This is a genomic window from Pseudomonas iridis, from assembly GCF_017980685.1.
Lineage (GTDB): Bacteria > Pseudomonadota > Gammaproteobacteria > Pseudomonadales > Pseudomonadaceae > Aquipseudomonas > Aquipseudomonas iridis.
The window spans coordinates 36,524-52,104 of the sequence record NZ_JACXXO010000007.1 but is presented as its reverse complement, the minus strand read 5'-3'; the positions used below and the strand labels follow the sequence as shown (position 1 = coordinate 52,104).

Below are 15,581 nucleotides of genomic sequence, written 5' to 3'. Positions count from 1 at the left end.
GCGTTGATCAGATCCAAGAGCCTTTAAAATCAAGGCTCTGTGGATCCAATCCTTTGCAGCGTCAACGAGCCGTGATTTTCCAGGCGCGGTGAATCTTGGTGTTACGCGCGAAATCCGGATCAATGGTCTGCGCGCTGATTTCCTCAATCGCGTAACGCTCGGCCAGGTTCTCTTCCAACTGGAACTTGCGGAAGTTGTTGGAGAAATACAACACGCCGCCCGGCGCCAGGCGGGCCATGGCCAGGTCGATCAACTGCACCTGATCACGCTGCACGTCGAAAATGCCTTCCATGCGCTTGGAGTTGGAGAAGGTCGGCGGATCGATGAAGATCAGGTCGTACTCTTCGCGGCAACTTTCCAGCCACGCCATCACGTCGCCCTGCTCCAGACGGTTCTTGTCCGAGAAGCCGTTCAGCGACAGGTTGCGGCGCGCCCAGTCGAGGTAGGTTTTCGACAGGTCGACGCTGGTGGTGCTGCGCGCACCGCCCTTGGCCGCGTGCACGCTGGCGGTCGCGGTGTAGCAATACAGATTGAGGAAGCGCTTGCCGGCGGCTTCTTTCTGAATGCGCAGGCGCATCGCCCGGTGATCCAGGAACAGCCCGGTGTCGAGGTAGTCGGTGAGGTTGACCAGCAACTTGACGCCGCCCTCGGTCACTTCATTGAACTTGCCCTGCGCAGCCTGACGCTCGTACTGCTTGGTGCCACTCTGGCGCTCGCGGCGTTTGACCACCACGCGGCTCTTGTCGATGTTCAGCGCCTGCGGAATCGCTGCCAACGCATCGAACATGCGGATCGAAGCCTTTTGCGGGTCGATCGATTTCGGCGCGGCGTATTCCTGAACGTGCACCCAGTCGTGGTACAGGTCGATGGCCATTGCGTATTCCGGCATGTCCGCATCGTAAACGCGGTAGCAATCGATGCCTTCGCGCTTGACCCACTTGCCCAGTGCCTTGAGGTTTTTCTGCAGACGGTTGGCAAACATCTGCCCGCCTTCGCTCAAGCGAGCCTGTTCGACCACCGGAGCCGGGGCTGGCTCAGGTTTGATCGGGTTGCCGTTCTTGTTGAACTTGCGTTCTTGTGGCTCGTCCGGCGTCTGGTCATAAGCTGCTTGCTCACGCTCGACCTGACGCTGTTCCGGGGTGCGACGCTCGCCCGTAACGAATTGATCCGGAGTGACTTTGATCAGCAGCAGCTTGCACGGCAGTGCGCCGTTCCAGAACGAATACTGTTTGTGGCTGCGGATGCCCATGCGCTTGCCCAGATCCGGCGCACCGGTGAACACCGCCGCTTCCCAGTTCAGGCAGGCCTGACGCAGACGCTCGCCGAGGTTCTGGTAAAGATAAAGCAGGCTGGCTTCGTCACCCAGCCGCTCGCCGTACGGCGGGTTGCAGATCACCAGACCTTTCTGGTTCTGATCCGGGCGCGGCTCGAACGTCGCCACTTCGCCCTGGTAGATCTTGATCCACTCACTCAGGCCGGCACGTTCAACGTTGTTGCGGCCCGGCTGGATCAAGCGCGGGTCAGCTTCGTAACCACGAATCCACAGCGGCGGCTTGGCCAGACCGGCAGCCGCACGTTCGGTCGCCTCTTCGTGGAGTTTCTTCCACAGCGCCGGCACGTGGCCAAGCCATGCGGTGAAGCCCCACTGCTCACGACGCAGGTTCGGCGCCATGTCGGCGGCGATCATTCCCGCTTCGACCAGGAACGTACCGACACCGCACATCGGGTCAGCCAGCGCGCCGCCATCGGCAGCAATGCGCGGCCAGCCGGAACGGATCAGGATGGCTGCCGCGAGGTTTTCCTTCAGCGGCGCTGCACCTTGCTGCAAGCGATAGCCGCGCTGGTGCAGGCTGTGGCCGGACAGGTCGAGGGAGAGAATCGCTTCGCCGCGATCCAGACGCAGGTGAATGCGCAGATCCGGGTTGAGCTTGTCGATCGACGGACGGTCGCCCTGCGGGGTGCGCAGTTTGTCGACGATGGCGTCCTTGACCTTCAAGGCGCCGAAGTGAGTGTTGTCGATGCCCGAGCCGTGGCCGCTGAATTCAACGGCCAGGGTGCCATCGCTGAGCATGTGGTCTTGCCACTCGACGTCGAGCACGCCGTGATACAGGTCTTCGGCGTCCTTCATCGGGAAGCGCTTGAGCACCAGCAGCACGCGGTTGGCCAGGCGCGACCACAGGCACAGACGATAGGCGGTTTCCATGGTTGCCATGCCACGCACGGCGGAGGTGTGCTCGCGGGCTTCTTCAAGGCCAAGCCCGACGGCTTCCTCGATAAGCAGGCCTTCAAGACCTTTGGGGCAAGTGAGGAAGAGTTCGAATTGGTCGGACATGGTATTTCCAGAGCCTTTGGCTATGTGAACCGGCAACGCATTGCCGATCCGGTTTTCAATCAGGCGCTTTTCTAAAAGAACGCCCGCGTGGCACGAAGGTGTGCCGTCCCATCCCTGCTGCTCGGGTTAAAAGAGCTTAGATGCAAGGACAGAGAAAAAAGTTGAAGCAACAAAATGACTCAAAGCAACCCTTCGTCGAATAGTACCCCAGTGCAACCGTGGGTCATTCTCACTAAAGGATTAAGCCCATCATGCAGCGCGGTGCCGATCATACCGGGGTTTGCTCAATAAACATTGAACAAATACGCAGTTACTTATTGCCATAGCATCCTATTCGTTACGTTCTTATGACAAATCGGTCATTCCATCGGTGTGACTCATTGGTTAGAACTGAGCACAGGTTGACGTCGCAACGGCGTCAACACCTTGGCTCGCCACGCCGGCAGCGAGCCGCCCCCGGCAGAGTTTTTCTGCCAGACCTCGGTTGAGGTCAACGCGACACATACAGTCAACAAGTGAGGGAAACACCCTATGAGAAGACTTAAGCGTGATCCGTTGGAAAGAGCATTTTTGCGCGGATATCAATATGGCGTTGGTGGCAAATCCCGTGAGCTTTGCCCATTTACTCTACCGTCAGTACGTCAAGCCTGGATCAACGGCTGGCGAGAAGGACGCGGCGACAACTGGGACGGTATGACCGGCACTGCGGGAATCCATAGACTCAACGAACTTCACGCCGTCGGCTGACACAGGGCATTTATTCCGACACGACAATCTGAATTTGCAACGCATTAACCACGCACGTCCCTCCCGGACGGCGGGCTACGGCCCAAGGGCTCCTTCGAGGAGCCCTTTTTTATGCCCGGTCGATTTGACTGACGCCCGCCTTTCGAATGTCTGCCGACCACCCTGTAGGAGCTGCCGCAGGCTGCGATCTTTTGATCCTGTTTTTTTAAAATCAACATCAAGATCAAAAGATCGCAGCCTTCGGCAGCTCCTACATTGACCGGGACAGCCTGGGTTATTTGCGCAATGCCGCGATCGCATCCACCGATTCACGAATCAGCGCCGGGCCTTTATAGATGAAGCCCGAGTAAATCTGCACCAGACTGGCACCCGCAGTGATCTTCTCAGCAGCATGCTTGCCTTCAGTGATGCCGCCCGCTGCGATGATCGGCAAACGCCCACCCAGCTCAGCCGCCAGCACCTTCACGGTGTGGGTGCTCTTGTCTCGCACCGGCGCACCGGACAGGCCGCCCGCCTCGTCACCATGCACCATGCCTTCAACGCCAACCCGGCTCAGCGTGGTGTTGGCGGCAATGACCGCGTCCATTCCGGTTTCGATCAGCGCTTGCGCGACCTGCGCGGTTTCTTCGTCGGTCATGTCCGGGGCAATCTTGATCGCCAGCGGCACATGCTTGCCATGACGCAGCGCCAGTTCGGCGCGGCGCGTGGCCAGGTCCGCCAGCAACTGCTTGAGCGAATCGCCAAACTGCAAGCTGCGCAGGCCCGGGGTGTTCGGCGAGCTGACGTTGACGGTGATGTAACTGGCGTGGGCGTAGACCTTCTCCAGGCAGATCAGGTAATCGTCAACCGCGCGTTCAACCGGGGTATCGAAATTCTTGCCGATGTTGATGCCCAGCACGCCCTTGTGTTTGGCTGCTGCTACCCGCGTCAGCAGGTTATCTACACCCAGATTGTTGAAACCCATGCGATTGATGATCGCCTCGGCTTCCGGCAGGCGGAAAATCCGTGGTTTCGGGTTGCCCGGCTGCGGACGCGGGGTCACGGTGCCGATTTCGACAAAACCGAAACCCAACTGCGCGAAACCGTCGATGGCCGCGCCGTTCTTGTCCAGACCCGCCGCCAGACCCACCGGGTTGGGGAACTCCAGGCCCATGACCGTCACCGGCAACTTCGCTGGCGCCTTGCACAGCAGACCGTTGAGGCCCAAACGTCCACCCGCGCCGATCAGATCCAGCGACAGATCGTGGGAGGTTTCCGGGGAAAGTTTGAACAACAGCTGACGGGCCAGGGTGTACATGGGCGGCGATGACTCGGGCGGCGAAAAGAGGCGCCGATTATAGCCGGGCATCGACCCACCGCGCGAGGCGCACGCGCAAATCGACGCGACTGGCATATGCCTTGCACCCTGCTTGCCATCAGCCCGCACGCCAATGGCGGCGCACGGGCAAGGACAATGGCGTCGTCATGGGGTTTTGCCTGCGCAAAATCGGTGGCGGCGTTTTTTTTGAAGGCGGCTTTTGCAGGTGCATGCGATGAATGAACCCTCCGTCGGGCCGCTGGCCTGGGTCAACGGCAGCGATGCTCCGGAAAAGACTGCGATCAACCTTGGTTTCATGGCCCTGAGCGATTGCGCCTCGGTGGTGGTGGCCGCCACTCAGGGTTTCGCTCAGCCTTATGGCCTGACCCTGAACCTCAAGCGTCAGACTTCATGGGCCAACTTGCGCGACAAGCTGGTCAGCGGCGAACTCGATGCCGCCCACAGCCTGTACGGTTTGATCTACGCCGTGCATTTGGGCATCGGCGGCATCGCATCCACCGATATGGCCGTGTTGATGGGCCTCAACCAAAACGGTCAGAGCCTCAACCTCTCCCACGGCCTGCAAGCCCTCGGCGTGAACAGTCCTGAAGCGCTGGATCGCCACGTGCACCAATCCCGCGCAAAATTGACCTTTGCCCAGACCTTCCCGACCGGCACGCACGCGATGTGGCTTTATTACTGGCTGGCGAGCCAAGGCATTCATCCGTTACAGGATGTCGACAGCGTGGTCGTGCCGCCGCCGCAAATGGTTGCGCACCTGCAAGCGGGACGAATCGACGGCTTTTGCGTCGGCGAACCGTGGGCCGCCAGCGCGGTACAGCAGAATCTCGGCTTTACGCTGGCCACCAGCCAGACGATCTGGCCCGATCACCCGGAAAAAGTCCTCGGCTGCACCCGCGCCTTCGTCGAGCAATACCCGAACACCGCGCGCGCGCTGGTGATGGCGATCCTCGAAGCCAGCCGATTTATCGAAGAAAGCCAGGAGAATCGCCGCAGCACCGCACAACTGCTGAGCGCCCCGGATTATCTCGATACGCCGGTTTCGTGCATCGAACCGCGCTTTCTCGGTGAGTACGCCGACGGCCTCGGTCATCGCTGGCAGGATCCCCACGCCTTGCGCTTTCACGGCAACGGCGAAGTCAATCTGCCGTATCTCTGCGACGGCATGTGGTTCATGACCCAGTTCCGCCGCTGGGGCTTGCTGCGCGAAGACCCGGATTACCTCGCCGTGGCGCGTCAGGTTCAGCAACTGGGCCTCTATCGCGACGCGGCGACTGCTGTTGGCGTTGCCACGCGGGGCACGGACATGCGCAGCAGTCAGTTGCTCGACGGCAAAATCTGGGATGGCAGTGATCCGGCCGGTTATGCGCGCAGTTTCAAGCTGCACGCCCTAAGCGACGATGCTCCCCTTCTCGCCCGCCGCTGACAGGAGACCGCCAACATGCTGCGCATTCTGCTGATCAACGACACGGCGAAAAAAGTCGGACGCCTGAAAGCGGCGCTGACCGAGGCCGGTTTTGAGGTGATTGACGAGTCTGGCCTGACCATCGACCTGCCCGCACGCGTCGAAACGGTGCGCCCGGACGTCATCCTGATCGATACCGAGTCACCGAGCCGCGATGTCATGGAGCAAGTGGTGCTGGTCAGCCGCGACCAGCCACGCCCCATCGTGATGTTTACCGACGAGCATGACCCCGGCGTGATGCGTCAGGCGATAAAGTCCGGGGTCAGTGCCTACATCGTTGAAGGCATTCACGCACAACGTTTGCAGCCGATTCTCGATGTGGCCATGGCGCGCTTCGAGAGTGATCAGGCGTTGCGTGCGCAGTTGCACGCCCGCGATCAGCAGCTGGCTGAGCGCAAACGCATCGAACTGGCCAAGGGGCTGTTGATGAAAATGAAGGACTGCAATGAGGAAGAGGCCTACACCCTGATGCGGCGCCAGGCCATGAGCCGCCAGCAGAAGCTGATTCAGGTGGCGGAGCAGATTATTGCGATGAGTGAATTGCTCGGCCCCTCACCCTAACCCTCTCCCAGAGGGAGAGGGGACTGACCGAGATGCCTGACGCTAAACATCGACCTGAAAGACCGAGTCGATTATGGATTCACAGCGGAAAATCACAGCTCGGTGTACTTCGCGGGCATCCCCCAATCAGTCCCCTCTCCCTCTGGGAGAGGGTTAGGGTGAGGGGCTTTTGATTTTTTCGGCTGTTGGCACAAATCTCGCTAAGCATTCCACACAGGTAACCAACGGCGGTTGCCCCACCTACGACAAAGACGTCGCTGACCCGCTCGCCCCACCCGGCGAATCAGGTAGCGGCGTTTTTGCGTTTTTGGCCCCACAGCCCGGGGCCGGTGGTGCGGCCGTGGCGGCGCCCCACTTTGCTGACTCATGACTCCTTCTCGAGACTCTTTACAGCTGAGGTGCGCGATGAATAAAAGCTTCTGGAAATCCGGCCATACCCCGACCCTGTTCGCGGCCTTCCTCTACTTCGACCTGAGTTTCATGGTCTGGTACCTGCTCGGCCCGCTGGCAGTGCAGATCGCGGCCGACCTGCACCTGACCACGCAGCAGCGCGGACTTGTGGTCGCCACGCCAATCCTTGCCGGCGCCGTGCTGCGCTTCGCGATGGGCATGCTGGCGGATCGGCTATCACCGAAAACCGCCGGGCTGATCGGCCAGGTCATCGTCATCTGCGCGCTGTTCGGCGCCTGGAAACTCGGTATTCACAGTTACGAACAGGCGCTGATCCTCGGTCTGTTCCTCGGCATGGCCGGCGCTTCGTTCGCCGTGGCGCTGCCGCTGGCGTCGCAATGGTACCCGCCTGAGCACCAGGGCAAAGCCATGGGCATTGCCGGCGCGGGCAACTCCGGCACCGTGTTCGCTGCACTGCTCGCGCCGGTACTGGCCGCATCCTTCGGCTGGAGCAACGTCTTCGGCTTCGCAGTGATTCCATTGATTCTCACGCTGGTGCTGTTCGCCTGGATGGCAAAAAACGCCCCGCAACGTCCGAAAGCCAAGTCCATGGCCGACTACTTCAAGGCCCTCGGTGACCGCGACAGTTGGTGGTTCATGTTTTTCTACAGCGTCACCTTTGGCGGCTTCATCGGCCTGGCCAGCGCCCTGCCCGGCTACTTCAACGATCAATACGGCTTGAGCCCGGTCACCGCCGGTTACTACACCGCTGCCTGCGTATTCGGTGGCAGCCTGATGCGGCCATTGGGGGGCGCATTGGCGGATCGCTTCGGCGGCATTCGCACCTTGCTGGCGATGTACACCGTGGCGGCAATCTGCATCGCAGCGGTCGGTTTCAATCTGCCGAGTTCCTACGCGGCGCTGGCACTTTTCGTCTGCACCATGCTCGGTTTGGGGGCGGGCAACGGAGCAGTTTTCCAACTGGTGCCGCAGCGCTTTCGTCTTGAGATCGGCGTGATGACCGGGCTGATCGGCATGGCCGGCGGCATCGGTGGTTTCGCGCTGGCGGCAGGCATGGGCGCGATCAAACAGAGCACCGGCAGCTATCAACTGGCCCTGTGGTTGTTCGCCAGCCTTGGCGTGCTGGCGTGGTTCGGCCTGCACGGCGTCAAGCGGCGCTGGAGAACCACCTGGGGTTCGGCGGCCGTGACTGCGGCTCGAGTCTGAGACCTGAATGGCCCTGCAATTGAGTTTCGCCGAAGCCAGCGCCACCGGCCCGCGCGCGGAGAATCAGGACGCCCTGCGTCTGGTCACGCCCGCCCCGGCGCTGGCGGCGAGCAAGGGTTACCTGTTCGCTATCGCTGACGGTGTCAGCCAGTGCGCCGATGGCGGACTGGCTGCGCGCTCGACCTTGCAGGCGCTGGCCCTCGACTACTACGCCACCCCGGAAACCTGGAGCGTGGCCCAGGCACTGGATCGCCTGCTGCTGGCGCAAAATCGCTGGTTGCAGGCCAATGGCGGTGGGCAACCGTTGCTCACCACTGTCAGCGCTTTGGTCATGCGCGGTAGGCGCTTTACCCTGGCCCACGTAGGCGACTGCCGGGTCTATCGCTGGCATGCCGACGGCTTGCAGCGGATATCCAACGATCATGTCTGGGAGCAGCCGGGCATGCAGCATGTGCTCAAGCGTGCATTAGGGCTTGATCAGCATCTGGTGCTGGATTTTCTCGACGGCGAATTGCGCGCGGGCGAGTGTTTCGTGCTGCTCAGCGACGGCGTGTGGTCGACCTTGGGCGATACCGCCATTGCAACGATCCTGCGCGACCAGCCGGATCTGCAAAGCGCGGCAAACACTCTGGTGAACGCCGCGCATCTGGCCGGCAGTCAGGACAACGCCAGCGCCTTGCTGGTGCGGGTAGATGCCGTCGGTGAAGCGAACATCGGCGATGCGCTGATGCATCTTCAGCAGTGGCCGCTGCCCCCGCCGCTGAAATCCGGTCAGTCTTTCGAAGGCTGGCAGGTGCAAGAGGTTGTCAGCCAGAGTCAGCAATCACTGCTCTATCGCGTTCACGACGACCAAGGTCAGCCATGGTTGCTGAAAACCCTGCCCGCACGACTGGCAGATGATCCACAGACTGGGCAAGCGCTTCTTTCGGAGGAATGGTTTCTGAAACGCGTGGCTGGTCGGCATTTTCCTGAAGTCCATGCGTGCCTTCAGCGTCAGCATTTGTACTACGTGATGCGGGAATATTCGGGGACGACCCTGGCGCAGCTTTTCCAGCGAAGCGGGCCGTTACCATTGGCCAAGTGGCATGAACTGGCTGAGCGACTGCTGCGTGCGGTGGGCTTGCTGCATCGGCGGCAGATTCTGCACCGGGATATCAAACCGGAGAACCTGCTGCTGGGTGACGATGGTGAATTGCGCCTGCTGGATTTTGGTCTGGCCTACTGTCCCGGCCTGTCCAAAGACGCTGTTTCGACATTGCCGGGAACCCCAAGCTATATCGCCCCGGAAGCCTTTCGCGGTGACCCGCCCGGCGCTCAACAGGATCTGTATGCGCTGGGCGTGACCCTGTATTTCCTGCTCACGGGGCATTTTCCCTATGGCGAGATCGAAGCCTTTCAACGGCCGCGATTTGGCTTGCCGGTCAGTGCCAGTCGCTACCGCCCCGATCTGCCGGAGTGGCTGACGCAGAGCCTGGAGCGCGGCGTTGCTGCCGATCCGCAACAGCGTTTTGAAACGGCAGAAGAATGGTTGCTGGTTTTGGAACAGGGTGAGCGGCGCAGCTTGAGCGTACGCCCCAGACCACTACTGGAGCGCGAGCCGGTGAAGGTCTGGCGGACGATGGCGCTGGTGGCATTGCTGGGGAATCTGATGCTGCTGGTTTTGTTGTTTCATCAGCCTTGAAATGATCGCAGCCTTCGGCAGCGCCTACCGGATGTGTACGATTCCCCTGTAGGAGATGCCGAAGGCTGCGATCTTTTGACGTTGCGCCTCAAAATCGCGCAACACGCCTCCAGACAGTGCAGAAAAATTCCATTCCTGCCAGAAAAGTCCCGTAATCACGGGATTGGGAGTACTTGGCACAACCACTGCATTAGCCCTTTCAACACACACATAAAGCCCAACCTTCAACGACGAAGGCTGTGCTCCCCGAGAGAACGGGACCAGGACAAAGGCGTCCTCGCTAGGCAACTAGCGGGACGCCTTTTTTTGTTTGCGCAAAATTTCTCGAGCAAGGCCTGAAGCCCACAAGAGGCCAGCCGCAGCTCCCCGGAGAACCTGATGAAAAAACTCAAACTGGTGATGATCGGCAACGGCATGGCCGGAGTCCGCACCCTCGAAGAACTGCTCAAGCTGAGCAACGAGCTTTACGACATCACGGTCTTCGGCGCCGAGCCGCATACCAATTACAACCGCATCCTGTTGTCGCCGGTGCTGGCCGGTGAGCAAACCTTCGAAGAGATCGTGCTCAACGACCTCGACTGGTACCTGGAAAACAACATCAAGCTGCTGCTCAACCGCAAAGTGGTGGAAATCGACCGGGTCAAGCGCCGGGTGATTGCCGAGGACGGCACTGAAGCCGAGTACGACAGACTGCTGATCGCCACCGGCTCGACGCCGTTCATCCTGCCAATTCCCGGCAACACCTTGCACGGCGTGATCGGCTACCGCGACATTGCCGACACCCAGGCAATGATCGACACCGCCAAAACCCACAAGCACGCCGTCGTCATCGGCGGTGGCCTGCTCGGCCTCGAAGCGGCCAACGGCCTGATGCTGCGCGGCATGCACGTCACCGTCGTGCATCTCGGTGAGTGGTTGCTGGAGCGGCAACTGGACAAGACCAGCGGCCAACTCCTGCAAAGCGCTCTCGAATCCCGCGGCCTGCATTTCCGACTGTGCGAACAGACCCAGGCCCTGCACGACGCCGGTAACGGTCGGGTCGGCTCGGTGCAATTCAAGAACGGCGACATCATCCCTGCTGATCTGGTGGTCATGGCCGCCGGCATCCGCCCCAACACCGAACTCGCGGAAAAGGCCGGCATCCCGTGCAATCGCGGCATTCTGGTCAACGACACCCTGCAAACCTACGACCCGCGCATCTATGCCATCGGCGAATGCGCCAGCCATCGCGGCATCGCTTATGGCCTGGTCGCACCGTTGTTCGAACAGGCCAAGGTCTGCGCCAACCACCTCGCGCAATTGGGTTTCGCCCGCTATCAGGGCTCGGTCACGTCAACCAAGTTGAAAGTCACCGGCATCGACCTGTTTTCCGCCGGCGACTTCATGGGCGGCGAAGGCACCGAAACCATCACCCTCTCCGACCCGATCGGCGGGGTGTACAAAAAACTGGTGATCAAGGATGACGTTTTGGTTGGCGCGTGTCTGTACGGCGATACGGCAGATGGCGGTTGGTATTTCCGACAAATTCGTGAGAATCACGCCATCGGCGAGATCCGCGATCACCTGATGTTTGGCGAAAACGCCCTCGGCGACGTAGGACATCAAGGCCAGGACAAAGCCATGGTCATGGCCGACACCGCCGAAGTCTGCGGCTGCAACGGCGTGTGCAAAGGCACCATCGTCAAAGCCATTCAGGAACACGGTCTGTTCAGCGTCGATGACGTGAAGAAACACACCAAAGCGGCCAGTTCCTGCGGCTCCTGCGCGGGGCTGGTCGAGCAGATCCTGATCAACACCGTCGGCGGCGCGGCAGACGTCAAACCGAAAAGCGAAAAAGCCATCTGCGGTTGCAGCGACCTCAATCACGGCCAGATCCGCCAGGCGATCCGCGAGCAACATCTACTGACCATCGCCGGCACCATGAGCTACCTCAACTGGCGCACGCCAAACGGCTGCGCGACATGCCGCCCGGCGCTCAACTACTACCTGATTTCCACCTGGCCGGGCGAGGCCAGGGACGATCCGCAATCGCGCCTGATCAACGAACGCGCCCACGCCAATATCCAGAAGGATGGCACTTACTCGGTGGTACCACGGATGTGGGGCGGAGTGACCAACCCTTCGGAATTGCGCCGAATTGCCGACGTCGCCGACAAGTACAACGTGCCGATGGTCAAGGTCACCGGCGGTCAGCGCATCGACCTGCTGGGCATCAAGAAACAGGATTTGCCCGGCGTCTGGAAGGATCTCGACATGCCCTCCGGCCACGCCTACGGCAAATCGATTCGCACGGTGAAAACCTGTGTCGGCAGCGAGTTCTGCCGCTTCGGCACGCAGAATTCGACGCAATTGGGCATCGAGCTTGAACATGACCTGTTCAATATGTGGTCGCCGCACAAAGTGAAACTGGCTGTCTCCGGATGCCCACGCAACTGCTCGGAAGCGGGGATCAAAGACGTAGGAATCATCGGCGTCGATTCCGGATGGGAGATGTACATCGGTGGCAACGGCGGGATCAAAACCGAAGTCGCCGAATTCTTCGTCAAGCTGAAAACCGCCGAAGAAGTCCGCGAGTACAACGGCGCATTCCTGCAGCTTTATCGCGAAGAAGCCTTTTACCTCGAGCGCACCGTGCACTACCTGCAACGGGTCGGCATGGAGCACATCAAGAAAGCCGTGCTTGAAGACCCCGAGCGTCGCAAAGCGTTGAACGAGCGCCTGCAATTCTCCCTGTCGTTTGAGCAGGATCCGTGGAAAGAGCGACTGGCGCAGCCGCAACTGAAGAAAGAATTTGACGTAATCCCTGTGAAAAACCTGGAGGTGCCGGCATGAACTGGCTCGATATCTGTGCCCTGGAAGAGATCAATACCCTCGGTTCGCGGATCATTGCCGGTCCCAAAGGTGACATTGCGATTTTTCGTACAAGCGACGACGAAGTGTTCGCCCTCGACGACCGTTGCCCGCACAAGGGTGGTCCCCTGTCACAAGGTTTGATTTACGGCAAACGTGTGGCCTGCCCGCTGCACAACTGGCAGATCGACCTGCAATCCGGTGAAGCCCAGGCGCCTGATATCGGATGCGCCCACCATCACGCGGCGCGGGTTGAAAATGGCCGGGTGCAATTGGCCCTGCGGGACGCTATCTGATGAACCGCCAGACGACCGCCTCGACCTGCTGTTATTGCGGGGTCGGCTGCGGCGTACTGATCGAGCATGACGGCGAGCGCATCCTCGGCGTCAGTGGCGATCCGACGCATCCGGCCAACTTCGGCAAACTCTGTAGCAAAGGCTCGACCCTGCACCTGACTGGCGACCTCGCAGCCCGAGCGTTATACCCAGAACTGCGTCTGGGCAAAGGTCTGGCGCGCAGCCGCGCTGATTGGGACACGGCGCTGGACCATGCTGCCAATGTGTTCGCCGAGACCATCGCCGAACACGGCCCCGACAGCGTCGCGTTCTACATTTCCGGACAACTGCTGACCGAGGACTATTACGCCTTCAACAAACTGGCGCGGGCGCTGGTCGGCACCAACAACATCGACAGCAATTCACGCCTGTGCATGTCTTCGGCCGTGGTCGGCTACAAACGTAGTCTCGGCGCCGATGCACCGCCGTGCAGCTATGAAGATCTGGAGCTCAGTGATTGCGTGATGATCGTCGGCAGTAACATGGCCTACGCCCATCCGGTACTTTTTCGTCGGCTCGAAGAGGCTAAATCGCGCCGTCCGCAGATGAAAGTCATCGTCATCGACCCACGGCGCACCGACACCTGCGATCTGGCCGATCTACATCTGGCGATTCTGCCTGGCACCGATGTCGCTCTTTTCCATGGGATTTTGCACCTGCTGTTGTGGGAAGAATGGATCGACCGCGACTTCATCAACGCCCACACCGAAGGTCTGGCCGAACTGAAAAGCCTGGCACGTGATTACACGCCACAGATGGTGTCGCAGCTGTGCGGAATCAGTGTCGAGCAACTGCAGCAATGCGCTGAATGGGTGGGCACTGCGCCGAGTTTTCTGTCGCTGTGGTGCATGGGCTTGAACCAGTCCACCGCCGGCAGCGCAAAAAACAGCGCTCTGATTAACCTGCACCTGGTTACCGGGCAAATCGGTCGCCCGGGTGCAGGACCTTTCTCTCTCACCGGTCAGCCAAATGCCATGGGCGGGCGGGAAACCGGAAGTCTGTCCAATCTGCTCCCCGGCCATCGTGATGCGGCCAACCCCGAGCACCGTACTGAAGTCGCGGCTTACTGGGGCGTTGATCGGTTGCCGGAAAACACCGGGCTCAGTGCTATCGAACTGTTCGAACAGGTGCGTAGCGGCAAGATAAAGGCGTTGTGGATAGCCTGCACCAACCCCGCGCAATCGATGCCGGATCAACACTCGGTGCGCGCGGCACTGCAGGCGTGTCCGTTCGTGGTATTGCAGGAAGCCTTCCGCACCACCGAAACAGCTGCATTCGCCGACCTGTTATTGCCCGCCGCCAGTTGGGGCGAGAAGGAAGGCACGGTCACCAATTCCGAGCGACGCATTTCCCACGTACGCAAAGCCATTCTCGCACCGAGTGAGGCGCGACCAGACTGGGCAATTACGGTGGATTTCGCACAGCGTCTGGAGAAACGTCTGCGCCCGCAGCACCCGAGCCTGTTTGCCTTCGATCAACCTTCGCAGCTATTCGATGAATTCAAGTTGCTTACCCGCGGGCGTGATCTGGATCTGTGCGGTATCAGTCATGCACTGCTCGACCAGATCGGGCCGCAGCAATGGCCCTTCCCCGCTGGCGCCCGGCACGGAACAGCGCGGTTGTACAGCGACGGTATTTTTCCTACCGCTAACGGCCGCGCGCAGTTCATTGCCGAGCCTTACCGCGCCGCCAAGGAGCAGCGTGATGCGCGCTTCCCGCTGACCCTGATCACCGGCCGCCTGCGCGATCAATGGCATGGCATGAGCCGCACTGGCACGGCGGCGCAACTGTTCGGCCATGTCAGCGAAGCGGTATTGAGCCTGCACCCGGACGAACTGCGCCGACACCGTTTGCAGCCGGGCGATCTGGTCAATCTTAAAAGTCGTCGAGGCGCCGTGATCGTTGCGGTTGGCAGCGATGACAGCGTGCGTCCGGGCCAGGCTTTTTTGCCGATGCACTGGGGCGATCGTTTTCTCAAGGGTGGCGTGAATAGCGTGACGCTGCCGGCCTTCGACCCTTTGTCCAAGCAGCCTGAACTCAAGCACAGCGGTGTGCGTTTGGAGTCGGTCGATCTGCCGTGGCAACTCTTCGCACTGATCGAAGGTGATGTTCAACGGCACTTCGAGACGCTACGACCACTGTGCGAGGCGTTTTCCTACGTGAGTCTGAGCCTCGTCGGACGTGAACGCCCGGCATTGCTGATACGCGCTGCCAGCGGCGCGGCACCGGACCCGCAGTTGCTGGGTGAGATCGACGAATGTCTGTCGCTGATCAATGGCCCCGTACTGGCCTATGACGACCCGCGCCGGGCCATCGGCAAGCGTGTACGCATCGAAAACGGCCGGATTACCGCCATTCGCCTGGCTGGCGAAACCCTCGCGCAACACTGGCTGCAAGGTTTGTGGCTGGAAGGTCGCGCGGATGAACAACTGCGACGCTGGCTGCTGGCGCCAATGAGCGCGCCGCCGGGCAACGCCGGGGCGCAGGTCAGTCGCGATAAAACCTTGTGCAACTGCAACAACGTCAGCCTCAACGCAGTCTGCGCCGGTATTGGCCAAGGACTTGACCTGCAGGGTTTGAAAAATCAACTGGGATGCGGCACGCAATGCGGCTCGTGCATCCCGGAAATAAAGCGCCTGCTGGCTGCCAACGTGCAGCCGGTTGCCGTCATTTGA

Annotated in this window: 10 protein-coding genes; 8 read left to right on the top strand and 2 right to left on the bottom strand. The window is 60.5% G+C overall.

What is annotated here, in order from left to right:
- Window positions 1-61 precede the first annotated feature (61 nt).
- Window positions 62-2,332: a bifunctional 23S rRNA (guanine(2069)-N(7))-methyltransferase RlmK/23S rRNA (guanine(2445)-N(2))-methyltransferase RlmL gene (gene rlmKL, locus IEQ42_RS13580; RefSeq protein ID WP_115147627.1), complete on the bottom strand. Its 2,271-nt coding sequence runs from the start codon at window positions 2,330-2,332 to the stop codon at window positions 62-64.
- Window positions 2,333-2,863: 531 nt separating this feature from the next.
- On the opposite strand from rlmKL, the gene rmf reads away from it, so the two are divergent.
- Entirely contained in the window at window positions 2,864-3,079 is a 216-nt protein-coding gene (gene rmf, locus IEQ42_RS13575) for a ribosome modulation factor (protein ID WP_003223300.1), read from the top strand.
- Window positions 3,080-3,353: 274 nt separating this feature from the next.
- Here rmf and IEQ42_RS13570 read toward each other — a convergent pair whose 3' ends face one another.
- On the bottom strand, window positions 3,354-4,376 hold the full coding sequence (locus IEQ42_RS13570; protein WP_210703850.1) for a quinone-dependent dihydroorotate dehydrogenase: 1,023 nt from the start codon (window positions 4,374-4,376) through the stop codon (window positions 3,354-3,356).
- A gap of 235 nt (window positions 4,377-4,611) precedes the next feature.
- Between IEQ42_RS13570 and IEQ42_RS13565 the strand changes: the two genes are divergently transcribed.
- The 7 genes from IEQ42_RS13565 (at window position 4,612) to IEQ42_RS13535 (ending at window position 15,581) form a co-directional block, all read left to right on the top strand.
- Window positions 4,612-5,823 (top strand): CmpA/NrtA family ABC transporter substrate-binding protein, encoded by a 1,212-nt coding sequence (locus tag IEQ42_RS13565; RefSeq protein WP_210703849.1) that lies wholly within the window; start codon window positions 4,612-4,614, stop codon window positions 5,821-5,823.
- 15 nt (window positions 5,824-5,838) lie between these two features.
- Window positions 5,839-6,423 (top strand): ANTAR domain-containing response regulator, encoded by a 585-nt coding sequence (locus IEQ42_RS13560; RefSeq protein ID WP_210703848.1) that lies wholly within the window; start codon window positions 5,839-5,841, stop codon window positions 6,421-6,423.
- A 405-nt stretch (window positions 6,424-6,828) separates the two neighbouring features.
- On the top strand, window positions 6,829-8,040 hold the full coding sequence (locus IEQ42_RS13555) for a nitrate/nitrite transporter (RefSeq protein ID WP_042558506.1): 1,212 nt from the start codon (window positions 6,829-6,831) through the stop codon (window positions 8,038-8,040).
- Between the two features lie 7 nt (window positions 8,041-8,047).
- On the top strand, window positions 8,048-9,721 hold the full coding sequence (locus IEQ42_RS13550; RefSeq protein WP_210703847.1) for a bifunctional protein-serine/threonine kinase/phosphatase: 1,674 nt from the start codon (window positions 8,048-8,050) through the stop codon (window positions 9,719-9,721).
- A gap of 378 nt (window positions 9,722-10,099) precedes the next feature.
- Entirely contained in the window at window positions 10,100-12,553 is a 2,454-nt protein-coding gene (nirB, locus tag IEQ42_RS13545; protein ID WP_047300398.1) for a nitrite reductase large subunit NirB, read from the top strand.
- On the top strand, window positions 12,550-12,867 hold the full coding sequence (nirD, locus tag IEQ42_RS13540; protein ID WP_042558503.1) for a nitrite reductase small subunit NirD: 318 nt from the start codon (window positions 12,550-12,552) through the stop codon (window positions 12,865-12,867). Before nirB ends, nirD begins: the two co-directional genes overlap by 4 nt.
- On the top strand, window positions 12,867-15,581 hold the full coding sequence (locus IEQ42_RS13535; protein ID WP_210703846.1) for a nitrate reductase: 2,715 nt from the start codon (window positions 12,867-12,869) through the stop codon (window positions 15,579-15,581). Before nirD ends, IEQ42_RS13535 begins: the two co-directional genes overlap by 1 nt.

What these genes read in the sequence shown, in the direction of transcription:
- rlmKL (WP_115147627.1), bottom strand. Translation starts at nt 2,332, where the DNA reads ATGTCCGACCAATTCGAACTCTTCCTCACTTGCCCCAAAGGTCTTGAA.
- rmf (WP_003223300.1), top strand. Translation starts at nt 2,864, where the DNA reads ATGAGAAGACTTAAGCGTGATCCGTTGGAAAGAGCATTTTTGCGCGGA.
- IEQ42_RS13570 (WP_210703850.1), bottom strand. Translation starts at nt 4,376, where the DNA reads ATGTACACCCTGGCCCGTCAGCTGTTGTTCAAACTTTCCCCGGAAACC.
- IEQ42_RS13565 (WP_210703849.1), top strand. Translation starts at nt 4,612, where the DNA reads ATGAATGAACCCTCCGTCGGGCCGCTGGCCTGGGTCAACGGCAGCGAT.
- IEQ42_RS13560 (WP_210703848.1), top strand. Translation starts at nt 5,839, where the DNA reads ATGCTGCGCATTCTGCTGATCAACGACACGGCGAAAAAAGTCGGACGC.
- IEQ42_RS13555 (WP_042558506.1), top strand. Translation starts at nt 6,829, where the DNA reads ATGAATAAAAGCTTCTGGAAATCCGGCCATACCCCGACCCTGTTCGCG.
- IEQ42_RS13550 (WP_210703847.1), top strand. Translation starts at nt 8,048, where the DNA reads ATGGCCCTGCAATTGAGTTTCGCCGAAGCCAGCGCCACCGGCCCGCGC.
- nirB (WP_047300398.1), top strand. Translation starts at nt 10,100, where the DNA reads ATGAAAAAACTCAAACTGGTGATGATCGGCAACGGCATGGCCGGAGTC.
- nirD (WP_042558503.1), top strand. Translation starts at nt 12,550, where the DNA reads ATGAACTGGCTCGATATCTGTGCCCTGGAAGAGATCAATACCCTCGGT.
- IEQ42_RS13535 (WP_210703846.1), top strand. Translation starts at nt 12,867, where the DNA reads ATGAACCGCCAGACGACCGCCTCGACCTGCTGTTATTGCGGGGTCGGC.